We start from the raw sequence: 24,251 nt of genomic DNA, 5'->3' as shown, positions 1-24,251 counted from the left end.
CGGGCCAGCTACTGGAAAAAGTGGGAATAAGATAAGTTTTCTTTGGAGGGAAGTAAAATGCAGCATGCGTTCAATCGGTAAAATTACGCCATATAGCCTGAATATCTTCCATCAGGTAGCCACGGTAGAGTAAGAAACGCTGGATTTTTACTTTTTCTGAAAATTCATGCGGCAGAGGTTCACCGTACTTACGAACGGCCTGATCTCGCGCCAGTTCACCCCAGTCTATATCGCATTCACGCATCGCCTGTTCTGTTGCTTCGCGAGCGATCCCTTTCTGATTAAGTTCCTGACGAATTCGCGCAGGCCCGTAACCTTTACGGCTCCGGCTGGCGATAAAACGCGTCACAAAACGCGTGTCATCCAGGTAGCTGTGCTCATAACACCAGGCGATCACGCGATCATAGTCTTCCTCAGTCGCATCGATCGCTTCCGGTCCATTTTTGCCTATAACGGGAGCGGCTAATTTGCGCCGCAGTTCCTGTTCACTGTGATCGCGTACACCAAGAATCCGCACGGCACGGTCTAATAAACGGGCGTAGGCAGGACGACGCGGTTTTGATTCACTCATATAAAACCTGCTGTATGACAAATGCAAAAAGGGCCGCAATCGCAGCCCTTGTTTTTACACCAGATCATTAGAAATCTGGGTTGGTTTCTTCAGCATCTGCGGCATCAACAACGAAGTCAGGTTTAGAATCCTGGTTACTGAGAAGGAGTTCGCGCACTTTCTTCTCAATTTCTTTCGCTGCTGCTGGGTTCTCTTTCAACCAGGAGATAGCATTCGCTTTACCCTGACCAATTTTGTCACCGTTGTAGCTGTACCAGGCGCCTGCTTTTTCAATCAGCTTCTCTTTCACGCCGAGATCAACCAACTCGCCAAAGAAGTTGATACCTTCACCGTAAAGGATCTGGAATTCAGCCTGCTTGAACGGAGCGGCGATTTTATTCTTCACAACTTTCACGCGGGTTTCGCTGCCGATCACGTTATCGCCATCTTTCACTGCGCCGATACGACGGATATCCAGACGAACGGACGCATAGAACTTCAGTGCGTTACCCCCGGTAGTGGTTTCCGGGTTACCAAACATCACACCAATTTTCATACGGATCTGGTTGATGAAGATCAGCAGCGTATTAGACTGCTTAAGGTTACCGGCCAGTTTACGCATTGCCTGGCTCATCATACGTGCCGCGAGGCCCATGTGAGAGTCGCCGATTTCGCCTTCAATTTCCGCTTTCGGTGTCAGTGCCGCAACGGAGTCGACAACGATAACGTCAACTGCGCCAGAACGTGCCAGCGCATCACAGATTTCCAATGCCTGCTCACCGGTATCCGGCTGAGAACACAGAAGATTATCGATATCTACACCGAGTTTACGGGCATAGACTGGATCCAGCGCGTGCTCTGCATCGATAAACGCACAGGTTTTGCCTTCGCGTTGTGCTGATGCAATAACCTGCAAAGTCAGCGTCGTTTTACCAGAGGATTCCGGTCCGTAGATTTCTACGACACGACCCATTGGCAGGCCACCCGCACCCAGCGCGATGTCCAGAGAAAGCGAACCCGTGGAGATCGTTTCCACATCCATGGAACGGTCTTCACCCAGGCGCATGATGGAGCCTTTACCGAATTGCTTTTCGATCTGGCCCAGCGCTGCCGCCAACGCTTTCTGTTTGTTTTCGTCGATAGCCATTATTACTCCTGTCATGCCGGAAATCCGCTTACGTATTCCCGGGAGGTGAAAACTGTTCTGTTGAAGCAATTATACTGTATAGTCATACAGTATCAAGTGTTTTGTAGAAATTGTTGCCAGAGCGTTTTTAACGCGTATTCCGTTGCCTGACGGCGCACGCTTTCGCGATCCCCGCTGAAGCACTCCCGACGGGTGATTCCCTGGCCTTGTGCCGTGGCGAAACCAAACCAGACGGTACCAACGGGTTTCACGTCGCTACCGCCATCGGGTCCGGCGATACCGCTGACAGAAATCGCAAAATCTGCCTGCGCGGCTTTAAGTGCACCGATGGCCATTTCAACCACCACCGGCTCGCTCACCGCGCCGTGCTGTTCAAGCGTCGGTTCGCGAACCCCAATCATCTGGGCTTTAGCTTCGTTGCTGTAGGTTACAAAGCCACGTTCGAACCACGCGGAGCTACCCGCGATATCCGTAATCACTTTTGCCACCCATCCGCCCGTACAGGATTCCGCCGTCGTCAGCGTAGCGCCACGCTGCTTCAACGCCAGCCCTACCACTTCGCTCAGCTGCATCAATTCATGGTCAGTCATCATCGCTTTCGGCTCCTGAAAAACATGGAGCACAATGTAGCACTTTCTTGTGAGATAGGGAGATGAGGTTCAGGTTTAACGAGGAGGCTTCAGAAAAAGCCGATGCGACGGCATCGGCTTAAAAAAAGAATTACTTCATGCTATCCGCAATCGTTTTGACGTTATGACGAAAGGCTTTTACGTAAGTATCCGCCACGCCACCTTTGGCCGACAGCGCCTCAGGATAAAGTTCCCCGCCGGGCTGGGCGCCCGTTGCAGTGGCAATTTGTTTCACCAGACGCGGATCGAGCTGGTTTTCCATAAACCAGGTCTGCACGCCGTCAGCCTTAATCTGATCAATGATCGCCGCCACCTGTGCAGCGTTCGCCTCACTCTCGGAAGAAAGCCCCTGAGGAGCGATAAAATTCACCCCATAAGCACGACTAAAATAGCCGAACGCATCATGGCTGGTCAGCACGTTACGTTTTTGCTGGGGAATCTGGCTAAACTGCGTTTTCGCCCAACTATCCAGCTGCGTGAGCTGAGCGATATACGCCTGACCAGAAGCCTCCAGCGCCGCTTTATCTTGCGGATCGGCTTGCACCAGACCTGTAAGAATATTTTGTGCATACAACGCCCCGTTCGCAGCGCTGTTCCAGGCGTGAGGATCAGTTACGCTTTTGCCCTCTTCTTCCAAAGTGTGGGTTTTAACTCCAGAAGAAGCCACTACTAGCGTGCCTTTAAACCCTGACGCTTTTACCAGCCGGTCGAGCCAACCTTCCAGCCCTAAACCGTTCACCACCACCACATCAGCTTTACTGAGCGCTGCACTGTCTTTTGGTGAGGGCTCAAAGGTATGCGGATCGCCATCCGGGCCAACCAGCGTCGTCACGCTCACATGCTTGCCCCCCACTTCCTGCGTGATGTCACCGAGAATGGAAAAACTCGTCACCACGTTCAGCGTTTTAGCCAGCGCGCTCTGCGTCATGAACCCCAGCACCAGCGCAATCATTACCCCTGTTCGTTTCATCTTCACGTCCCCTTGCGTTGAAAAAGCGCACGCAGATTGCTGCGCGAGCCAAATAAAACGGAAAAAATAAATAACGCGCTCGCGGTTAGTACGATAGACGGCCCGGCAGGCAAACTTGCCGCCCATGACAGGCTCAATCCAAGCCAGGCGCAAAAAATCCCGCTGATGCCCGCCATAAGTAACAGTCCTGGCAATGTTCGCATCCAGCAGCGTGCAGCGACGGCAGGCAGCATCATTAAGCCCACCGCCATCAGCGTGCCCAGCACCTGAAATCCGGCGACGAGGTTAAGCACCAGCAAGGCAAGAAACAGCCCATGTAACAATCCGGGCAACGCGCGTGAATTGACCTGTAACCAGGCGGTATCGAATGCTTCGGTGACCAGGCCACGATAGAAAATGGCCAGCATCAATAAGGTGAATATGCAGACGCCCGCCACAAACAGTGCCGCAGCGTTATCAACCGCCAGAATGGAGCCAAAAAGCAGATGCAGAAGATCGACACTGGAACCGCGAAGTGAAACCAGCGTGACGCCCAGCGCCAGGGAGCCAAGGTAAAGCCCCGCAAAGCTGGCGTCTTCTTTGAGCGGCGTACGCCGACTGACCAAACCGGCAATCAGCGCAACGAAAATTCCGGCAATAAATCCGCCCACACTCATCGCCAGCAGTGACATACCGCTGAGCAAATAACCCACCGCGACACCGGGTAAAATAGCGTGCGACAAAGCATCACCCATCAGACTCATTCGGCGGAGCAGTAAAAAAACGCCCAGCATCGTGGTACTCACAGAAAGGGCCAGACACACCACCAGCGCACGACGCATAAATCCGTATTCAATAAATGACTGGAAAAAGAGATGCCAGATCATGTCACCCTCGCGCGTACTGTTGCCCAACAAGGTGTGCCGGTATCTAAACGCAGTGTCTGAGGGAAATGACGTGCCACGCGCTCGCTGTCATGCAACACCGCCAGAACGGTTTGCCCTTGCAAATACATATCCAGCATCAATTCCATCAGCACGTTACAGGTGGCTTCATCGACACCCGTAAAAGGTTCATCCAGCATCACCAACGGCGCGTTCTGCACCAGCACTCTGGCGAAAAGCATGCGCTGGAATTGCCCCCCGGAGAGTTCATCAATCGTCGACGTTGCCAGCGCCTGCAACCCAACCCGCTCAAGCGCGCTGGCGATACGCAAACGCGTTTTGCGCTGCAATCCCGACAATAAAGAGATGCCGGGCCAACAACCCATACTCACCACATCCTGGACGGTCAGGGGAAATTGCGCTTCCAGCGAGTGGCGCTGGGCCAGCCAGCCGATGACCGGACGTTTTTCCTGCCAGCGAAAACCCCCGCTCACCGGAGGAATAAATGCCGCGAGCGTTTTTAGCAGCGTCGATTTACCGCAGCCATTCGCGCCGATAATTGCCGTCATACTGCCGCGCTCAATGACGCCATTGAGCGCCTGAGTAACCGGCTGGCCGTCATATCCGGCCACCAGATTCTGTAGCTCAATCATGGGAGAATCACCGCCCAGCGCACCGCCAACGCAATAATCGATATCAGCCCAAAAGCCATAAGGAGTCGCGCCAGCGCGGAAAGAGAGAGAAGCGAGATAGACATAGTGACACCACAAATAATGTTATAACATAACATTATTAAATTGCGATGCAGATGTAAATGCAGAAGATGATAATGGAGTGTGGCGAAATGTTACCGTTGCCCTTCTTACCGTGGCGGTAAAGATAAAGCGCGACGTATCAAATAGCGACCTGATGGTCTGCCGGAGATGAGACCCTGCTCCGGCAAACCATGCAGCGGTGGGAAAACTTACTGACTAAACGGAGATGCCGCAGGCACACGCGCCAGCGCAACCGCCTGGCCCAACTGCCACACCGCCATTGCGTAGTGCGTGCTGTGGTTGTAGCGGGTAATCGCGTAGAAATTCGGCAGGCCATACCAGTATTGATAACCCGTACCAATATCCAGACGCAGTAAGCTCACCTGCTGGTTATTGTTCAGCGGCTGCATTGGCGTTAACCCGGCTGACGCCAGTTGTGCCACGCTATATTTGGTTTTGAAACCATTTTCCAGCCCTGGCGCCTGTCCGTTGGCCTGCACGGCAACCGGCTCGCCTTTCACCCAGCCGTGCGCTTTGAAGTAGTTCGCCACGCTGCCGATGGCATCCACCGGATCCCACAGGTTGATATGCCCGTCACCGTTAAAGTCCACCGCGTATTCTTTATAGGACGACGGCATAAACTGGCCATAACCCATTGCGCCCGCAAATGAGCCTTTAAGATCCAGCGGATCGTCCTGCTCGTTGCGCGCCATCAGTAAGAAGGTTTCCAGCTCGGACGAGAAATAGTCTGCGCGGCGCGGATAGTTAAAGGAAAGCGTCGCCAGCGCATCGAGAATGCGCGTTTTGCCCATCACGCGGCCCCAGCGGGTTTCCACACCAATAATACCGACGATGATTTCAGGCGGAACGCCGTAGACCTGCCATGCGCGGTTCAGCGCATCTTCATATTGATTCCAGAATGCCACGCCGTTTTGCACGTTGTCCGGGGTAATGAACTGTTTACGATAGCGCAGCCACGCACCGTTCGGTCCTGTCGGAGCCTGCGCGGTTGGCGCTTGTCTGTCCATCAGGCGCAGCACGTAATCCAGACGTTTAGCCTGGGACAAAATCTCGTGCAATTGTTGTCTGTTAAAACCGTGCTTGCTCACCATCTTATCGATGAACTGTTCGGCCGCAGGGTTATTGGCGAAATCACCGCCCATCTGCATGACATTGTGCTGCGGCTCCAGCAGAAAACCGCCGGAGGGCGCGCCAGCCGTCTGTTGAACTTCCTCTGTTTTCGGTTTGCTGCTACAGGCAGCAAGCATAATCAGCGCGGGAATGAGCGCTGCGTAACGACGCTTGACCATGAGACATCCATTGAAAGAATTCGATAAGTGGCAAGTATGGTAAAGCATCCGCGACACCTCAAGGAAGGAGTTCTGTGGCGCTAAGCAAAATCTTTCGGTATTGGGCAGGGTCCCCACCAGGAGAATGCACTATCATGGGCGCAGCCACATTTCTGTCGGCTTCTCTGACGAGAGGCGCAAGGGATTTTAACCGGAGATAAAAATGAGTGATTTTCTGCTAAACACAGGCCGTCAGACATTAATGCTGGAGCTACAGGAAGCCAGCCGCCTGCCAGAAAGACTGGGCGATGATTTTGTCCGCGCAGCCAACACCATTATTCAATGCGAAGGCAAAGTGATCGTCGCAGGCATTGGTAAATCCGGGCATATCGGCAAGAAAATTGCCGCGACGCTCGCCAGCACCGGCACGCCGGCCTTTTTTGTCCATCCGGCAGAAGCCCTGCATGGCGATCTGGGGATGATCGAAAGTCGCGACGTGATGCTGTTTATCTCCTATTCCGGCTCGGCAAAAGAGCTGGATTTGATCATTCCTCGTTTGCAGGAAAAATCCGTTGCACTGCTGGCGATGACCGGAAAGTCCCGCTCACCGCTGGCGCTGGCCGCGAAAGCGACGCTGGATATTTCCGTTGAACGCGAAGCCTGCCCGATGCACCTCGCACCAACGTCCAGCACCGTTAATACCCTGATGATGGGCGACGCGCTGGCGATGGCCGTCATGCAGGCGCGCGGTTTTAATGAAGAAGATTTTGCGCGCTCTCATCCAGCAGGTGCGCTGGGTGCGCGTCTGCTCAACAAAGTTCACCATTTAATGCGTACTGAAGAGGCGGTCCCGCAGGTCAAACTCAGCACCAGCGTCATGGACGCGATGCTGGAATTGAGCCGCACCGGGCTGGGCCTGGTCGCCGTCTGCGACGAAACCGGTCTGGTTAAGGGTGTCTTCACCGACGGTGACCTTCGCCGCTGGCTGGTCGGCGGCGGCAGTCTGGACGCTATCGTGAGTGATGCGATGACCGCAGGCGGGCTGACGTTAAACGCTGAAAGCCGCGCCATCGAAGCCAAAGAGATATTGATGAAACGTAAAATCACGGCGGCACCTGTCGTTGACGACACCGGCAAGCTTTGCGGCGCCATCAACCTGCAGGATTTCTATCAAGCCGGGATTATTTAACCCTTTAGCCCAAGGCGTTTCGCCAGCCGATGCAGGTTGGCGACGTCCATCTCAAGTGCGCGCGCGCAAGCCGCCCAGCTACGTCCATTTTGATCCAGCGCGCGGGTAATCATCTGGCGCTGAAACGCGTCCGTCGCTTCACGCAGATTTTCATTGGCTATGACAGGCGTTTCCTGCGCCACGGCAGGCGCGGTCTCATCGTATATAGCAAAATGTCGCGCGTGGATCACCACCTCATCGCCCAAACGTGCGGCACGTGCCAGGACCACCGCACGATGAATGGCATGCTCCAGCTCACGCACGTTGCCCGGCCAACCGTAACGTAACAAATGGCTGCGCGCGCCGGGGCTTAACACCACGCGTGATAAGCCCATTTTTAACCGGCACTGCTCGCAGAAAAACCCCGCCAGAAGCACCACGTCTTCGCCACGCTCGCGCAGCGGCGGCACCGACAGCGGAAACACGCTCAAACGATGGAACAGATCGGCACGAAAATTCCCGGCCAGCACCTCTTCGCGCAGGTCACGGTTGGTGGCCGCCAGAACACGCACGTCGACGCGCAAACTGCGATCGTCGCCGACGCGCTGAATATCACCGTACTGCAACACGCGCAGCAGCTTGGCCTGGAGCGCCAGCGACAGCTCGCCAATTTCGTCAAGGAACAGCGTGCCGTTATCGGCCATTTCAAACTTGCCGCTACGGTTGCTGATTGCGCCGGTAAACGCCCCTTTAACGTGCCCGAACAGCTCACTTTCCGCCACGCTTTCGGGCAGCGCGGCGCAGTTCAGATATACCAATGGATTGACCGCGCGCGGCGAACCTTCGTGAATCGACTTCGCCACCAGCTCTTTCCCGGTGCCCGTTTCACCGCCGATCAGCACGTTGAGATCGGACGCCGCAACGATCTCGATCTCCTTTTTCAGCTGCATCATCCCCGGCGACAGACCGATCATTTCCGTATGCGCGACGTGCTCAAACGCGACCGGACTGCCCGGCATAATGTTCTGGCTTTCCAGCTGTTCGATCAGCAGAGCATTACTGAGCGCGCCAGACGCCAGCGCGGCAATCAGGCGCAGCTCTTCATCGCTAAACGTATCGAACTGGTCCGGCTCCAGACCATCGAGCGTTAACGCGCCAATCAGATTCTGTCCGGCAAACAGCGGCAGGCCGATACAGGCGTGCACCTTCAGGCTCTCTTGCCCAGGGATTAATCCGTCGTAGGGATCGGGTAAATCGCTGTCCGCCGGGAATCGCACCACGTCGCCCGCACGGGCGATGGTCTCCAGGCGCGGATGACCTTCCAGCGTAAAACGACGCCCCAGTACATCGTGCGCCAGCCCGTCGATCGCCAGCGGAATAAACTGTCGTCCTTCGTAGCGCAGCAGTGCCGACGCATCGCAATCCAGCACGTGGCGCAGCGTGGAGATCAGCCGCTGAAAGCGATCCTGATGGCCAATCCCGGTTTGCAGTTCAATGGCGATTTTCGCCAGCACCTCTACGGAAAAACTCATTTTTACCTCGCTGTCATTTTGACAATGCATGTTGTCATATTGACAGCCAACAAGATAGTCATTTTGACTACTCATTATGAGTCATTATTTTTAAAATTCATACAAATCAATATCATAAATAGTTGGCACGCAACTTGATATAAGCAAATCATCTTACTTAAAAACACCGTATTAATTTGAGGTTGCTATGTCTATTCTGGTTAAAAATAATATTCATTGGGTGGGTCAACGTGACTGGGAAGTGCGTGATTTTCATGGTACCGAATATAAAACCCTCCGCGGCAGCAGCTACAACAGCTATCTGATTCGTGAAGGTAAAAATGTCCTGATCGATACTGTCGATCACAAATTCAGCCGCGAGTTCGTGCAGAACCTGCGCAGCGAAATCGATCTGGACGCTATCGACTACATCATCATTAACCATGCGGAAGAAGACCATGCCGGTGCGCTGACCGAGCTGATGTCATACATTCCGAACACCCCAATTTACTGCACCACCAACGCCATTGATTCTATCAACGGTCATCATCACCATCCGGAGTGGAACTTCCACACGGTCAAAACCGGTGACTCGCTGGATATTGGCAACGGCAAACAGCTCATCTTCGTTGAAACTCCGATGCTTCACTGGCCTGACAGCATGATGACTTACATGACGGGCGACGCAGTGTTGTTCAGTAACGACGCCTTTGGTCAGCACTACTGCGATGAGCGCCTGTTCAACGACGAAGTGGATCAGACCGAGCTGTTCGAGCAGTGCCAACGCTACTACGCCAATATCCTGACCCCGTTCAGCCGTCTGGTGACGCCAAAAATCACTGAGATTCTCGGCTTCAATTTGCCCGTGGACATGATTGCCACTTCCCACGGTGTGGTGTGGCGTGAAAACCCAACGCAAATCGTAGAGCTGTATCTGAAATGGGCGGCGGATTATCAGGAAGACCGCATCACTCTGTTCTACGACACCATGTCCAACAATACCCGCATGATGGCGGACGCGATTGCTCAGGGCATTAACGAAGTCGACCCGAACGTGGCGGTGAAAATCTTCAACGTGGCGCGCAGTGATAAAAACGAGATTCTGACCAACGTTTTCCGCTCGAAAGGCGTGCTGGTGGGAACGTCCACCATGAACAACGTGATGATGCCGAAGATCGCCGGTCTGGTTGAAGAGATGACGGGCCTGCGTTTTCGTAACAAGCGAGCCAGCGCTTTTGGCTCCCACGGCTGGAGCGGCGGCGCGGTTGATCGTCTGTCCACGCGCTTACAAGATGCCGGTTTTGAAATGTCGATGAGCCTGAAAGCGAAATGGCGTCCGGACGTCGACGCGCTGGAAATTTGCCGCCAGCACGGCCGTGAGATTGCACGTCAGTGGGCGCTCGCTCCGCTGCCAGAAGCCACAGTAAAACCGACGCAACAGCAGGAAAATTGCGCCTGCGCCGCCGCTGCGGCAGCAGAACTGGGCCCGTGCATGCAGTGCAGCGTTTGCCAGTGGGTCTACGACCCTGCATTGGGCGAACCGCTTCAGGACGTTGCGCCAGGCACGCCGTGGAGTGACGTGCCGGATAATTTCCTGTGCCCTGAATGTTCACTCGGCAAAGACGTTTTCGACGTCCTGGCAACGGAGGCAAAATGAGCCACGGAATCGTGATCATCGGCTCGGGCTTTGCCGCCCGTCAGCTGGTGAAAAATATCCGCAAACAGGACGCGACTGTGCCGCTGACGCTCATTGCCGCTGACAGTATGGACGAGTACACCAAACCGGATCTCAGCCACGTCATCAGCCTGAGCCAGCGCGCCAACGACCTCACCCGCCAGACGGCCGGGGAATTTGCTGAACAGTTCAACCTGCGTCTTTTCCCGTATACCTGGGTAACCGATATCGACGCCGCCGCGCACTGCGTGAAGGCCAAGGATAAGCAATGGCACTACGACAAACTGGTGCTGGCAACGGGTGCATCGGCTTTTGTGCCACCGATTGAAGGCCGCGAGCTGATGCTGACGCTCAATAGTCAGCAGGAATACCAGGCGTGCGAAACCACGCTTCGCGATGCCCGGCGGGTGATGATTGTTGGTGGGGGTCTGATTGGTACCGAACTGGCAATGGATTTTTGCCGGGCGGGTAAATACGTGACGCTGGTCGATCATGCGGCCAGTATTTTATCCGCCCTGATGCCCGCAGAAGTCAGCAGTCGCTTACAGCATCGCCTGACGGATATGGGCGTGCACCACCTGCTGAAATCGCAGTTGCAGAGTCTGACAAAAACCGACACCGGGATCCGCGCGACCCTCGACCGCAACCGCAGCGTGGAAGTGGACGTGGTGATTGCCGCAACCGGTTTGCGGCCAGAAACCGCGCTTGCCCACAGGGCCGGCGCAGAAACCCATCGCGGCGTGAAGGTCGACAGCTATCTGCAAACCACACAGTCCGATATTTATGCGCTGGGAGATTGTGCAGAAATTAACGGCCAGGTGCTGCCGTTCCTGCAGCCCATTCAGATCGGTGCAATGGTTTTAGCGAAAAATCTGCTTGGCATCAGCACACCGCTGAAATTACCCGCCATGCTGGTGAAAGTGAAAACGCCCGAATTGCCGCTGCATCTCGCTGGCGAAACGCAGCGTCAGGATCTTAACTGGCAGATAACGCTTGAGCCGCAAGGGATGGTGGCGCGTGGAATGGATGATGACGGTCAGCTGCGTGCTTTTGTGGTCAGTGAAGATCGAATGAAGGAGGCTTTCGCTCTGTTGAAATCGTTACCCGTTTAACCCTCAGTCTCTTGCTCATCTTACTTGATGTTAGGATTTTATTATCCGCAGCCCCGATGTCCCGGGGCTTTTTTTTACGCGCTCTATTCACAAGGTAAATAATTATTAAATAAATCACACCATCATTCCTTTGTTTATTATCACTATTATAAATACGGGAAATGCAAATATATAACCTATAATTATCAATTAATAATGCACGCCTATTTTCATGTTTTTATCGGCTTTAGACAATAACATTCCGAATTTGGACACAAAATCTTTTTATCCCCACTTATCCCAAAACACGCACGAGCCACAACGTATTTCCATTCATACATTTGGATTAATAGGCTGAAACAGAAATAAAATAAGTTATATGAATGGATAATATCTTTCGATAAAGATAAAAAATCGCCCTGTATGATCGTTGGAAAATCCATTTCCCTTATCTTATTTGTTGCCAAAAAAGTGTGCGGCGCGCACGTTGAAAGAGCGCCATCCCCTGTTAGAACAGGCTGCAAAAAAACGACTACGAGCGCACCATCAGCGCATCGTAACCACGCCATCGGTAATTAAGCATAGAGATGACCCAGCAGGTGATAAACAAGCCAACCACGAAAAATCCCGCGTTGCCAAGATTATCGTTGACCTTCGCCACAGCATTCCAGATGCCGCCGCTTAGCTGGAACTTATCCATAACCAGGCCCAATGCTTCCAGCCCACCGATAAAAAGCGCCACCACGACCGAGGTGCCGGTAATGGTCATATTGTAATAGAGCTTACGCTGCGGTTTATTGAACGCCCAACCGTAAGCCCCAACCATCAGTAAATTATCAATCGTATCAATCAATGCCATCCCGCTGGCAAACAGCGCCGGGAAAATCATAATCGACCAGACCGACATTCCGTGTGATGCGCTGGCGGCAGAGATACCGAGCACACCAATTTCTGTCGCCGTGTCAAAACCCAGACCAAACAGGAAACCGACCAAATACATCTGCCAGCTTTTGCTCACCAACCGGAACGTCGCGCCAAATAACCAGTTCATCGCGCCGCCCGTCACCGGGAGTTCCGCGTCAACGTGTGTCATGCGCCCTTTTTTCAGCGCCTGAAAACTGCGCCAGACGCTACGTAAAATCACCATATTGACCAGCGCCATCGCCAGCAGGAACGTTGCGGAAACAGCAGTGCCAATTACGCTGCCCGTTTCATGAAACCAGGTCATGTTCTGTTGAAATGCCGTCGCGGTGGCGGCAATGGCGACCGTCGCCAGCACTACAATCGTGGAGTGACCCAAAGAGAACCACGCACCAACGCCTGAAGGTCGTTTACCTTGCTGCATCATTTTGCGCGTCACGGTATCGATCGCGGCAATATGATCGGCATCAACCGCATGCCGCAGCCCGTAACACCACGCCAGCAGGCTTGCAGCCATCAGCGCCGTACTGCCGCTAAACGTCTGCCATGCCCAGCCCCAGGCAAGCAGATTCGCCATTGCCAGAACAGAGAGTAAAAGCACCGCGCGGGGTTCGCTACGGATGAGTCGTAACATGTGAGTTCCTTTGTGAGCAGGTTCGAGCGGCGGCGACTACCGCTTGCCCGAAAGAGCAAGCGCCATCGCCTGCAGGCAATTTTGAGGGGAAAAGCAGTTGGACGTCCACGAGGTAAAACCGCAGACGCGCCCGCAGCAATCGGTTATGCAGCACGCCACCGCTAAAGCAGATCGTGGAAAGAGACAGCCGTTCGGCGTGATAGCGGACCAAATCTGCCAGCCCTTTCGCCAGCGCGTCATGAAATATCCATGCGCGTTCATGGGGTTCCGCCTGCCAGTCGAGCCACTGCCGCCAGAATGTGGCTAAGTCTGGCACAGTATTTTTAAGCGGCATCGTAACGGGATGTTCAACTCCGGCGCACCGCATCGCCAGCGCTTCCAGTTTGCAGGCCGCTTCGCCTTCATAGCTTTGCACCCCTGGCGCAATAGCGAGCGCGCAGGCCACGGCATCAAATAACCGTCCGCAGGACGACGCCATCGGCGCGTTGATGCCCCGGGCGATCGCCTTAGCCAGCAGCGGCCAGTTTTGCTGTTGCACCGGGCGAGTTTCAGGCCGCGATAGCCAGTCAGGAACAAATGCCTGACAGTGCGCGAGCAGATTTCGCCAGGGCTGTCGCGCTGCCAGATCGCCGCCGGGTAGCGCTACGGCAGGCAATCCGCCCAGGTGTTCGCACGTCAGATAGTTTACGCGCAGGCACTCACCGCCCCACAGCGCACCGTTTTCACCCATTCCGATACCGTCGAGCGTCAGCGCGATAACATCGCCGCCCTCAAGTGGCCAGCCATTTTCGGCCAGACACGCCGCCGCATGGGCATGGTGGTGCAATACCGTCTGCGTGGGCAGCGCCATTTCGTTGGCCCATTTCGCGCTGCGATAGCCCGGATGGGCGTCACACACGATGTGCTCAGGGCAAAAATGATACATCTGCTGAATCACCGCGAGCGCACCGCGCCACTGGCTCGCCACGCCTTCATCGCCCAGATCGCCAAAATGCTGGCTCAAGACCGCCTGCCCGTCGCGTACCAGACAAAACGTATTTTTCATGTCTGCGCCCAGCGCCAGTATCGGCGGAATATCCTTAAACCCATCAGGCAACGTCATCGCATCCGGCACGTAGCCCCGCGCACGACGCAGCATCACGCCTTCATCGTCCACAACGGAATCATCCATCCGCTGCAAGATGTCGCGGTTGTGCAGCAAAAATCCGTCAGCGATATTGTCCAGATCATCCAGCGCTTGCTGATTTGTCATCGCAGGGGGTTTACCGCTGAGGTTTCCGGACGTCATCACCAGCGGACAGGTCATGTCATCCATCAGCAGATGTTGGAGCGGATTTGAAGGGAGCATCACGCCAATCGTATCCAGACCGGGTGCAATCTCATGCGGCAGATCGGGAAGAAACGTTTTTGATGTCAGGACAATAGGCGCAGCAGGTGATTTCAGTAATTCCTGAACGGAGACCGGTAAATGCGCGATGTCCGTCATCATCACCGCCAGCGGTTTAGCCGGGCGATGTTTGCGCTCCCGCAACCGGGCGATCGCCAGAACATTGCGAGCATCGCAAACCAAATGAAACCCGCCGAGGCTTTTGATGGCCACAATCCCCCCGGCTTTGAGCGATGTGACCGCCGCTTGCAGCGCGTTTTCACGTGAACAGCGTTCATTACCGGATCGCCATTCCAGCGCCGGTCCGCAGTTCGGGCAGGCAACAGGCTGGGCATGGAAGCGGCGGTCGGCGGGATTCCGGTACTCTTCATCGCACGGGGCGCAAAGCGGGAAATTCGCCATCGACGTTGCCGGACGATCGTAGGGCATGGCGCGAATAATGGTAAAGCGCGGGCCGCAGTGGGTGCAGTTGATAAACGGATAGCGATAGCGGCGCTCACGCGGGTCGCGCATTTCCGCGAGACACGCCGGGCAAGTGGCGGCATCCGGCACGATTTGGGTTGCCATCGCCCCAGCCGCACTGCGCCGGATAGTAAAATCCGCAGGCGGGCGCGGCCAGTGAAATGGCTGCGTCTCCACTTCATCAATGCGTGCCAGCGGCGGGCACTGCTGCAAGAGCAGCTCGGTAAACGCCACCGCATCGCCCGACAAGCGCACCAGCACGCCTTCGCCATCGTTGCAGACATCCCCGCGCAAATGCAGCTGATTCGCCAGTTGCCAGACGAACGGGCGAAACCCCACGCCCTGCACTTTGCCGCGCACCCGCAGCTGTACGCCGCCGTCACTCATCGTCAGAACAGCATGGCAGACGACGTATCAAACGCCGCACGACGACGTTTTTCGGCACTCATCTGTTCAAGTTTATTGCGATCCACACACACCAGCGCGTGTGTCGGACAGGCTTCCATACACGCAGGGCCCGTTTCACGGTGATGGCACAAATCGCATTTGTTGGCTTCGGCTTTATCCGCACGCACGCTCAGACCCGCGCCACTGTTACGCACAACCGGACGCACCACCACCTCCATCGCACCATACGGGCACGCCACCACGCAGGTTTTGCAGCCAATACAGCGCTCCTGCATCACCTGCACAAAACCATTTTCACGATTGATGGCGCCGTTAGGGCAGACGTTGGCGCACGGGGCATCTTCGCACTGACGACAGATGGCCGCCGTCGAAATATTCACGCCTTTAATGACATGAATACGCGGCAGAAAAGATTCTGGGGTAAGGGACGCACAATCCTGCTGCGCCTGATGCGACACCACACACGCCACTTCGCAGGTGCGGCAGCCAATACATTTACTCGCATCAGCCATAATAAAACGGTTCATTTGCTTCTCCAGCATGACATTCATGCGGCAAAACATACATAAACCGTGCCATGTTTTAGTGAGCTGATTTCACTGGATTTATCGAAAGCGACGGTCTGTCATCGACACAAGTGACGATGACACCTGTCGACGTTAGACATGCGGTCCGGCAATCACCGAATCACGCAGGATCAGTTCTCCACTGAACGTTTGCTGCAAGGTGAAGTCGCCACCGTCGAGCATAAAAATAAGGCGGCTGATGGTCTCTTTGATCATCTCCGTCACCGGAATCCGCACGCTGGAAAGCGACGGAATGATGTACGGCGCGATGGATACATCATCGAAACCAATGACTGAGACCTGGCCCGGCGTGGCGACGCCGCTGTCATGCAGTTGTTTCACCGCGCCAATCGCCATGTCGTCGTTGCTGGCCACCAGCGCGGTAAATGTCTCACCGCGCGACAGCAGCGTTGAAACGCCCAACGCTCCGCTTTCGGGGTTCCATTTTCCCTCCACAATCAAGGCGTCATTCAGGGGAATGTGATGCTGAGCCAGCGCGTCTTTGTACCCGGAAAGGCGCTCGATCCCAGTAGGAGAATCCAGCGATCCGGTGATAAACGCAATGTCGCGATGCCCCATGTCAATCAGCTGCGACACCGCCGCCTGACACGAGGCTTTATGATCTGACCAAACGCAGTGGCTGCTGTTTTTACGCAGGCGGCGGTTAAGCACCATAATCGGCTGTTCGTGTTTCTGAATGATGTCATCCATCTCCTCCACGCTCAAAAAGCGCGGATAGATGATGATCGCATCGCAGCGCATATCAAGCAGATACTGAATCGCTTCGCGCTCTTCATCGGCGCTGTGCTTGCCATCGGCCAGGATCAGCTGCCGCCCTTTCTCTTCGGTCATTCGCGCGGCGTGGAACAACAGTTCGCTAAAATAGACGCCGTGATACAAGGTGTTGGTCACCACCAGCCCGAGAGTTTGCGTACGTCTTGTTGCCAGGTTTCGTGCCAGCAAATTGGGCCGATAACCGCTCTCTTCGATCGCCTGAAAAACGCGATCTTTGGTCTCCTGGCTCACATAGCCATTGCCCGACAACACCCGCGACACCGTCGCTTTCGACACCCCTGCTCGCTTCGCCACTTCCAGCATCGTGGTCATTGTATTTTTCCCTCTCAACCTGATGAGCCGCAGTGTACTGCACTGCGTAAACATTGTCGCAGCACGAATCTCACGCTTTCAATATGCCAAAGTGATCGTTATCACGAATATAAAAAATGTACATATTTGCATCTTGTTTCATATGAGAAAACTATTCATGATTTTGTGAAACCGGTTTCCTATCCATTCTCAAAACGACAACAGGATCTCACCCGATGGCCAAAAATTATGCTGCACTGGCGAACGATGTCGTCAGCGCGCTCGGCGGTAAAGACAACGTCGCTGCCGTCACCCACTGTATGACGCGCCTGCGTTTCGTGCTGCACGACGAAAGTAAAGTGGATACCGCGACGCTGAAAAGCCTCAGCGGCGTGCTCGGCGTGGTGCGTAATGACAACCAGTGCCAGGTGATTATCGGCAACACCGTCTCTCAAGCGTATCGCGAAGTGGTGAGCCTGCTCCCGGCAGGAATGCAGCCCGCTCAGCCGCAGGGCCCGCAAAAACTCACGCTTAAGCGCATCGGGGCCGGAATACTGGACGCGTTGATCGGTACGATGTCTCCGCTGATCCCGGCGATCATTGGCGGCTCAATGGTGAAGCTGCTGGCAATGATTCTGGAAATGACCGGTGTGCTACCAAAAGGCGCGCCGACACTGACTATTCTGACGGTTATCGGCGACGGCGCATTCTTCTTCCTGCCGCTGATGGTCGCCGCGTCCGCCGCGATTAAATTCAAAACCAACGTGTCATTGGCAATTGCCATCGCCGGGGTGCTGGTGCATCCAAGCTTTATCGAGCTGATGGCGAAAGCCGCGCAGGGCGAGCACGTTGAGTTCGCATTTATTCCGGTGACCGCGGTGAAATACACCTACACCGTGATCCCCGCGCTGGTGATGACCTGGTGTCTGTCGTACATCGAAGTCTGGGTAGACAAAATTACCCCTGCGGTGACCAAAAACTTCCTTAAACCGATGCTGATCGTGCTGATTGCGGCTCCGCTTGCCATCGTCTTAATTGGCCCGCTGGGGATCTGGATCGGTAGCGCCATCTCCGCGCTGGTTTACACTGTTCACGGTTATCTGGGCTGGCTGTCGGTCGCGATTATGGGCGCATTGTGGCCACTGCTGGTCATGACCGGGATGCACCGCGTGTTTACCCCGACGATTATCCAGACCATTGCTGAAACGGGCAAAGAAGGGATGGTGATGCCGTCTGAGATTGGCGCAAACCTGTCACTCGGCGGTTCTTCTCTGGCGGTCGCCTGGAAAACCAAAAACCCGGAACTGCGCCAGACGGCGTTAGCGGCGGCGGCGTCTGCCATCATGGCGGGTATTTCTGAACCCGCGCTGTACGGTGTAGCAATCCGTCTGAAACGTCCACTGATTGCGAGTTTAATCAGCGGGTTTATCTGCGGTGCAGTGGCCGGAATGGCCGGTCTTGCCAGCCATTCGATGGCCGCGCCGGGCCTGTTTACCAGCGTACAATTCTTTGATCCGGCCAACCCGATGACGATCGTATGGGTGTTTGGCGTGATGGCATTGGCGGTGGTGTTATCGTTTGTTCTGACCCTGCTCCTCGGCTTTGAGGATATCCCGATCGAAGACGATGCAGAAAAAGCACGCGCCCTGCAAACCGCGCCGGTTCAGGCACAAGAAGCACGAGCATAAAATGAATAGCGAGGTAAAAATGTCTGTTTTTCCACAAGGATTTCTATGGGGCGGCGCACTGGCCGCCAACCAGAGTGAAGGCGCGTACCGCGAGGGCGGGAAAGGGCTGACCACGGTCGATATGATCCCCCACGGCGCCAATCGCCTGGCGGTGAAGGTCGGTAAGGAAAAACGTTTTGCGCTGCGCGAGGACGAATTTTATCCGAGCCACGAGGCGATTGATTTTTACCATCGCTACAAAGAAGACATCGCCCTGATGGCGGAGATGGGGTTTACCGTTTTCCGCACGTCGATTGCCTGGAGCCGCCTCTATCCGAACGGCGACGAGCCGCTACCCAATCAGGAAGGTATCGCCTTTTATCGTGCGGTTTTTGAAGAGTGCAAAAAGTACAACATCGAACCGCTGGTGACGCTGTGCCACTTTGACGTGCCGATGCATCTGGTCACTGAATATGGCTCATGGCGTAACCGTAAAATGGTCGATTTCTTCGCCCGTTATGCCCGTACCTGTTTTGAAGAGTTTAACGGTCTGGTGAAATACTGGCTCACCTTCAACGAAATCAACATCATGCTCCACAGCCCGTTCTCCGGTGCCGGGCTGGTGTTTGAAGAGGGTGAAAACGAAGATCAGGTGAAATACCAGGCCGCGCACCATGAACTGGTCGCAAGTGCGCTGGCGACCAAAATCGCCCATGAAGTGAACCCGCAAAACCAGGTCGGATGCATGCTGGCGGGCGGTAATTTCTATCCTTACTCCTGCAAGCCGGAAGACGTGTGGATGGCGCTGGAGAAAGACCGCGAAAATCTGTTCTTTATCGACGTGCAGGCGCGCGGGCGCTATCCATCCTATTCTGCCCGCGTATTTCGCGAAAAAGGGGTGACGATAGTTAAAGACCCTGGCGATGATGCGCTGCTGAAAAACACCGTCGATTTTGTGTCGTTCAGCTATTACGCCTCTCGCTGTGCCTCCGCAGACATGAACGCCAACAACACCAGCGCGGCAAACATCGTTAAATCGCTGCGTAATCCGCACATCGAAGTGAGCGCGTGGGGCTGGGGTATCGACCCGCTGGGCCTGCGCATCACCATGAACATGATGTACGACCGCTATCAGAAACCACTGTTCCTGGTCGAAAATGGCCTGGGCGCAAAAGACGAATTTGACGCCAACGGCGAGATCAACGACGACTACCGCATCAGCTACCTGCGCGAACACATTCGTGCAATGGGCGATGCGATCGAAGATGGCGTTCCGCTTATCGGCTACACCTCATGGGGTTGTATTGATTTGGTGGCGGCATCGACGGGTGAAATGAGCAAGCGCTACGGGTTTGTTTACGTGGATCGTGACGACGCGGGCAACGGTTCATTGGATCGCATTCGGAAAAAATCGTTCTGGTGGTACAAAAAGGTGATTGCGAGTAACGGCGCGGATCTGGATTAGCCTGATGCCCTCACCCCGCCCTCTCCCACAGGGAGAGGGAGAAAAGCCGCTACTCTACAAAGTGAAAGGATAATTCCCTCTCCCTGTGGGAGAGGGTTAGGGGAACAGCTCACAGTTGAGCAAATCCCCCGTCCCCTTCCCACTGCGCAAGACGAGAGTAAACCACGACTACCGCCTCTTTGATGGGCGGCGTCATCGGATAATAAAAACCGACAATATCCGGCTGGATGCCTAAAAAAAGCACTTCACCCACATCGTCTTTAATCTGATCGACCAGATAATTGAGCGGCATATTGTGGGTGGTCATCATAAACATCTCGGCGATATCGTCGGGATCGACCAGACGGATTTCGCCGGGATTCAGCCCCATATCAGTGGCATCCACAATCAGCACCCGGTCCGGGCGCAATTCGCGAATGGCGACGACGTCGTTTTCGGGCGCACTGCCGCCATCAATCACCACCCAGTTTCCTTGCGGATGCGCAGCGCACATTTCCGCCAGCAGCGGACCTGCGCCGTCATCACCCATCAGGCTATTGCCGACACACAGTAAAACGTCAGTCACGTATTCTCCTCACCATCAGGTAGATGGCGCTCTCCTGATGAATATCGTGCAGCATGCTGAGCACGGTTTTGCTCCACACCTGCTGCTCGGGGGATTGTATTGCGAGTGCCGCATCAAACGCGTTCGCCAGCATCGCGATGTGGTTACTGTCGATAACGATTTCGCCATATTTCGGCACGCCTTCCATCTTGCGCCGCGCGGTGCTCCCCGCTTCCAGCGTGCCAATCCACGCCAGATATTCTTGCCACGGACAACTTAACGCCGCTTCGAGGCAGTCGATCACCCCAAGGTGGTGACCAATCGCCAGGCTGTAATAAACCACCTGCTGCGCCGCATCCGGCGTGGCATCGTTTTCGTCAATAAACTTACGGCTCAGCTGACTGAACACCACCCTTTCACTCATCGGATACGCGCCTCATCGACGACCTGATTTAAGTTGGCAACGATCTCATTCAGTCGCGGATCGTTTTCTGCCTCCAGCCAGCGTGTCACCTGATGTTCGCCCTGGCTCAGCAGGCGCAGATAATCGTCGGCAATCTGGCGACCATAGCGATATCCCGCCAGCCTGCGCGCAGTGCGATCGACTTTAACGCGCAGCGGCTGCACCATGTCCGGATGCAGGATCGTCGCGGGTTGATTGTCGATTTCACCCGGCTCGCGAGCGTGGATTTTCTGCTCCAGTAGCCCCAGCGCCATGGCGAAACCGTACAGCGTGGCCGCTGGCGTCGGGGGACAGCCAGGAATATAGACATCGACCGGCACGATTTTGTCGGTGCCGCCCCACACGCAGTAAAGATCGTGGAAAATCCCGCCGCTGTTACCGCAGGCTCCGTAAGAAATACAAATTTTCGGATCGGGTGCAGACTGCCATGCCCGCAGCGCAGGTGAGCGCATCGCGCGGGTCATCGCGCCGGTAAACAGTAAAATATCGGCGTGACGCGGAGAGGGCACGACCTTAATACCAAAACGTTCGGCATCAAAAAGCGGTGACAGCGTGGCGAAGATTTCAATCTCGCAGCCGTTGCAGCCGCCGCAGTCGACGCGATAAACGTAGGCAGAGCGTTTGATTTTTTTCAGCAGCGACGCCTTCATATTGGCGATGGATTCGTCCACCGTCATCGGCACTGGAATGCCGTTATCGTCGCGCGGGCCGAGTAAATGGCTCATCAGCTGGCCTCTTTCATATGGCGAGTTAAATCGATGCGGTCGGACGGCAACAGGCATTTTTGGCGTTTGCAGTCCGGGCAGGTTTCAAAGCTTTCGCGGTGATGTTCTGCGCGGACGTCACCGTTGTGTTTCAGCAGCGCAATCGCGTAGTCGATCTCTTTTTGCACGGCAAAAGGACGACTGCACACCCGGCAGTTGCACAGGGCAAAGCGCGACTGCTGGAGAAAATCCTCTTTTTTCCATACCGCCAGTTCGTACTCTTGCGACAGCTTAATCGCCGCCGTTGGGCAAACCTCTTCGCAGCGACCGCAAAAAATGCAGCGCCCAAGGTTGAACTGCCAGGCCAGCTCTTTGGTTGCCAGATCCGTTTCAACCGTCAGCGCATTCGACGGGCAGGCGTTCACGCAGGCGGCGCAGCCGATACACTGCTGCGGATTGTGTTCAGGTTTGCCGCGAAAGTTTTTATCGACCGGAATCGGCTCCAGCGGATAACTGCTGGTAACCGTGCCGGTTTTGACCACTTTTTTGATAAAGGTAAACATCACGAGTCCTTATTTCAGCGGCGAGTTTTTACGCTCGATGCTGTAACGCTCAAGCTCTTTGTACGCCACCACTTTGCTTTTCTTTTTACGCACATCGACCACCGTCATGCGGTCGGTGCAGGAGTAGCACGGATCCAGGCTGCCGATGATCAGCGGCGCATCAGAGACGGTGTTGCCGCGCAGCATGTAGCGCAGCGTCGGCCAGTTAGCGTAGGTCGCCGCACGGCAGCGCCAGCGGTAGAGTTTTTGATTGTCGCCGGTCATGCTCCAGTGGATATCATCCCCACGCGGCGCTTCGGCAAAGCCAAGCGCAAAGCGGTTAGGAATATAGGTAAAGCCCTCGACCATCAGCGGACCGCCCGGCAGGTTATCCAGACCAAAATCGATCATATTCAGCGCGGTGAACACCTCGTTGATACGCACTTTCAGACGCGAAATTACGTCGCAACCCTGTTCGGTGTGAATCGTCATGGGTAACAGGCCATACCCGACAAACGGGTGATCGGTGCGGGTATCGCGGGCGTGACCACTGGCGCGAACCATCGGGCCGACGTTGCTGAAATCGCGGGCGATTTGCGGATCAAGACGACCAATGCCCACGGTACGTTGTTCGATGTTTGGCGTGCTGAGCAGCATATCGACCAGCTCCTGCACGTCGCGGCGCATTTGCTGCGCCAGCAAGCGGGTCTGGATCATGTCATCTTTCAGCAGATCGCGACGAATCCCGCCGATCAGATTCAGACCGTAGGTTTTACGCGCCCCGGTGAGGATTTCCGCCATTTTCATGGAGGCTTCACGCACGCGGAAAAACTGCATAAACCCGGAGTCAAAACCTACAAAGTGGCAGGCCAGTCCCAGGTTGAGCAGGTGCGAATGCAGACGCTCCACTTCCAGCAAAATGGCGCGGATCATCTGCGCACGTTCCGGCACCACAATTCCCATGCCGTTTTCTACCGACGTGGTGTAGGCGGTGCTGTGGGCAAAGCCGCAAATGCCGCACACACGGTCAGACAGGAAGGTGACTTCGTTATAGCCCATGCGGGTTTCCGCCAGTTTCTCCATGCCACGGTGAACATAGAACAGACGGTAATCGGCATCGATAATGTTTTCGCCATCGACGAACAGGCGGAAATGGCCTGGCTCATCGGAGGTGACGTGCAACGGGCCAATCGGCACCACGTTATTTTTTTTGCTGCCCAGCTCGTTGATGAATTCGTAGGTTTCGCTGTCGGTCGTTGGCGCAGGGCGCTGACGATAATCCATGCTGTCTTTACGCAGCGGATAGAGTTCGTCCGGCCAGTCGTCAGGCAAGACCAGACGGCGCTCATCCGGCAGGCCAACAGGCACCAGACCGTACATATCGCGCACTTCGCGCTCGCCCCAGACGGCCGCGGGCACGCGCGGCGTGACGGACGGGTATTCCGGTTTATTCGGATCCACTTCGACGCGAACGGTGAGCCAGCACTTCACGCCCTGCTCCATCGACATCACGTAATACACCGCGTAATTACCGCACAGCTGACGCTCATCGTTACCGAACAACACCGACAGCCAGCCGCCCTGCTGGTAATAAAGAAACTCCACCACTTCTGGCAGATAGTTCACCTTAATGGTGACGGTTATCTGATCTTTCGTCTGCCAGGACTCTTCCAGCACCACGCCGGGGAAGGCCTGATGCAGCGCGGCGAGATAGTTTTGACCTATTTTTTCTTCTGACATGCTCTGACTCTCTG

General features: G+C 55.1%; 22 protein-coding genes. 5 read left to right on the top strand and 17 right to left on the bottom strand.

Annotation, left to right across the window (positions count from 1 at the left end; genetic code table 11):
* Positions 1–70: 70 nt before the first annotated feature.
* From recX to mltB, 7 genes are all read right to left on the bottom strand, one after another.
* Positions 71–571 (bottom strand): recombination regulator RecX, encoded by a 501-nt coding sequence (gene recX / locus AC0LWE_RS10510; RefSeq protein WP_216981014.1) that lies wholly within the window; start codon positions 569–571, stop codon positions 71–73.
* A 67-nt stretch (positions 572–638) separates the two neighbouring features.
* Positions 639–1,697 (bottom strand): recombinase RecA, encoded by a 1,059-nt coding sequence (gene recA, locus AC0LWE_RS10505; protein ID WP_059177718.1) that lies wholly within the window; start codon positions 1,695–1,697, stop codon positions 639–641.
* Positions 1,698–1,789: 92 nt separating this feature from the next.
* On the bottom strand, positions 1,790–2,287 hold the full coding sequence (pncC, locus tag AC0LWE_RS10500) for a nicotinamide-nucleotide amidase (RefSeq protein WP_041689711.1): 498 nt from the start codon (positions 2,285–2,287) through the stop codon (positions 1,790–1,792).
* Positions 2,288–2,417: 130 nt separating this feature from the next.
* Positions 2,418–3,296: a metal ABC transporter substrate-binding protein gene (locus tag AC0LWE_RS10495; RefSeq protein WP_202665756.1), complete on the bottom strand. Its 879-nt coding sequence runs from the start codon at positions 3,294–3,296 to the stop codon at positions 2,418–2,420.
* 2 nt (positions 3,297–3,298) lie between these two features.
* Positions 3,299–4,162: a metal ABC transporter permease gene (locus tag AC0LWE_RS10490; RefSeq protein ID WP_219347448.1), complete on the bottom strand. Its 864-nt coding sequence runs from the start codon at positions 4,160–4,162 to the stop codon at positions 3,299–3,301.
* Positions 4,159–4,812 carry a metal ABC transporter ATP-binding protein gene (locus tag AC0LWE_RS10485; protein ID WP_219347447.1) on the bottom strand — a complete coding sequence of 218 codons (654 nt, stop codon included), beginning with the start codon at positions 4,810–4,812 and terminating at the stop codon, positions 4,159–4,161. The genes AC0LWE_RS10490 and AC0LWE_RS10485 overlap by 4 nt, the downstream gene beginning before the upstream one ends.
* Before the next feature lie 311 nt (positions 4,813–5,123).
* Entirely contained in the window at positions 5,124–6,224 is a 1,101-nt protein-coding gene (mltB, locus tag AC0LWE_RS10480; RefSeq protein WP_059177714.1) for a lytic murein transglycosylase B, read from the bottom strand.
* Positions 6,225–6,426: 202 nt separating this feature from the next.
* Between mltB and gutQ the strand changes: the two genes are divergently transcribed.
* A complete protein-coding gene (gutQ, locus tag AC0LWE_RS10475) occupies positions 6,427–7,392 on the top strand; it encodes an arabinose-5-phosphate isomerase GutQ (RefSeq protein ID WP_219347446.1) in 966 nt (321 codons plus the stop codon).
* Here gutQ and norR read toward each other — a convergent pair.
* Positions 7,389–8,903, bottom strand: a complete 1,515-nt coding sequence (gene norR, locus AC0LWE_RS10470) for a nitric oxide reductase transcriptional regulator NorR (RefSeq protein WP_219347445.1) — start codon at positions 8,901–8,903, stop codon at positions 7,389–7,391. The genes gutQ and norR overlap by 4 nt on opposite strands.
* A gap of 187 nt (positions 8,904–9,090) precedes the next feature.
* On the opposite strand from norR, the gene norV reads away from it, so the two are divergent.
* Both norV and norW read left to right on the top strand, forming a co-directional pair.
* Positions 9,091–10,539, top strand: a complete 1,449-nt coding sequence (gene norV, locus AC0LWE_RS10465) for an anaerobic nitric oxide reductase flavorubredoxin (protein ID WP_059177711.1) — start codon at positions 9,091–9,093, stop codon at positions 10,537–10,539.
* Positions 10,536–11,669, top strand: a complete 1,134-nt coding sequence (gene norW, locus AC0LWE_RS10460) for an NADH:flavorubredoxin reductase NorW (RefSeq protein ID WP_219347444.1) — start codon at positions 10,536–10,538, stop codon at positions 11,667–11,669. The genes norV and norW overlap by 4 nt, the downstream gene beginning before the upstream one ends.
* 511 nt (positions 11,670–12,180) lie before the next feature.
* On the opposite strand, the gene AC0LWE_RS10455 is transcribed toward norW, so the two are convergent.
* The 4 genes from AC0LWE_RS10455 to AC0LWE_RS10440 form a co-directional block, all read right to left on the bottom strand.
* On the bottom strand, positions 12,181–13,203 hold the full coding sequence (locus AC0LWE_RS10455; protein WP_219347443.1) for a HoxN/HupN/NixA family nickel/cobalt transporter: 1,023 nt from the start codon (positions 13,201–13,203) through the stop codon (positions 12,181–12,183).
* Positions 13,184–15,439 (bottom strand): carbamoyltransferase HypF, encoded by a 2,256-nt coding sequence (gene hypF, locus AC0LWE_RS10450; RefSeq protein WP_202693830.1) that lies wholly within the window; start codon positions 15,437–15,439, stop codon positions 13,184–13,186. The genes AC0LWE_RS10455 and hypF overlap by 20 nt, the downstream gene beginning before the upstream one ends.
* A 2-nt stretch (positions 15,440–15,441) precedes the next feature.
* Complete coding sequence (gene hydN, locus AC0LWE_RS10445) at positions 15,442–15,987, bottom strand: electron transport protein HydN (RefSeq protein ID WP_059177707.1); 546 nt, start codon at positions 15,985–15,987, stop codon at positions 15,442–15,444.
* A 132-nt stretch (positions 15,988–16,119) separates the two neighbouring features.
* Entirely contained in the window at positions 16,120–17,133 is a 1,014-nt protein-coding gene (locus AC0LWE_RS10440) for a LacI family DNA-binding transcriptional regulator (protein ID WP_059177706.1), read from the bottom strand.
* A 215-nt stretch (positions 17,134–17,348) separates the two neighbouring features.
* Here AC0LWE_RS10440 and ascF point away from each other — a divergent pair, with 215 nt between their 5' ends.
* Both ascF and AC0LWE_RS10430 read left to right on the top strand, forming a co-directional pair.
* Complete coding sequence (gene ascF / locus AC0LWE_RS10435) at positions 17,349–18,800, top strand: PTS cellobiose/arbutin/salicin transporter subunit IIBC (RefSeq protein WP_216981006.1); 1,452 nt, start codon at positions 17,349–17,351, stop codon at positions 18,798–18,800.
* A 19-nt stretch (positions 18,801–18,819) separates the two neighbouring features.
* Positions 18,820–20,244 carry a 6-phospho-beta-glucosidase gene (locus AC0LWE_RS10430; RefSeq protein ID WP_202665763.1) on the top strand — a complete coding sequence of 475 codons (1,425 nt, stop codon included), beginning with the start codon at positions 18,820–18,822 and terminating at the stop codon, positions 20,242–20,244.
* Between the two features lie 109 nt (positions 20,245–20,353).
* Here AC0LWE_RS10430 and hycI read toward each other — a convergent pair whose 3' ends face one another.
* The 5 genes from hycI to AC0LWE_RS10405 are packed head-to-tail and all read right to left on the bottom strand — an operon-like array spanning position 20,354 to position 24,237.
* Positions 20,354–20,809, bottom strand: a complete 456-nt coding sequence (gene hycI / locus AC0LWE_RS10425; RefSeq protein ID WP_216981005.1) for a hydrogenase maturation peptidase HycI — start codon at positions 20,807–20,809, stop codon at positions 20,354–20,356.
* Complete coding sequence (locus tag AC0LWE_RS10420; protein WP_219347442.1) at positions 20,802–21,212, bottom strand: formate hydrogenlyase maturation HycH family protein; 411 nt, start codon at positions 21,210–21,212, stop codon at positions 20,802–20,804. Before AC0LWE_RS10420 ends, hycI begins: the two co-directional genes overlap by 8 nt.
* Positions 21,209–21,976: an NADH-quinone oxidoreductase subunit B family protein gene (locus AC0LWE_RS10415; protein WP_015960185.1), complete on the bottom strand. Its 768-nt coding sequence runs from the start codon at positions 21,974–21,976 to the stop codon at positions 21,209–21,211. The genes AC0LWE_RS10420 and AC0LWE_RS10415 overlap by 4 nt, the downstream gene beginning before the upstream one ends.
* Positions 21,976–22,518, bottom strand: a complete 543-nt coding sequence (locus AC0LWE_RS10410; protein ID WP_059177701.1) for a formate hydrogenlyase complex iron-sulfur subunit — start codon at positions 22,516–22,518, stop codon at positions 21,976–21,978. The genes AC0LWE_RS10415 and AC0LWE_RS10410 overlap by 1 nt, the downstream gene beginning before the upstream one ends.
* 9 nt (positions 22,519–22,527) lie before the next feature.
* On the bottom strand, positions 22,528–24,237 hold the full coding sequence (locus AC0LWE_RS10405; RefSeq protein WP_059177700.1) for a hydrogenase large subunit: 1,710 nt from the start codon (positions 24,235–24,237) through the stop codon (positions 22,528–22,530).
* Between the last annotated feature and the right edge of the window lie 14 nt (positions 24,238–24,251).

This window comes from Lelliottia sp. RD5 (genome assembly GCF_056032945.1).
The sequence above is the reverse complement of the archived record's forward strand: the minus strand, read 5'-3'. Positions and strand labels throughout refer to the sequence as shown.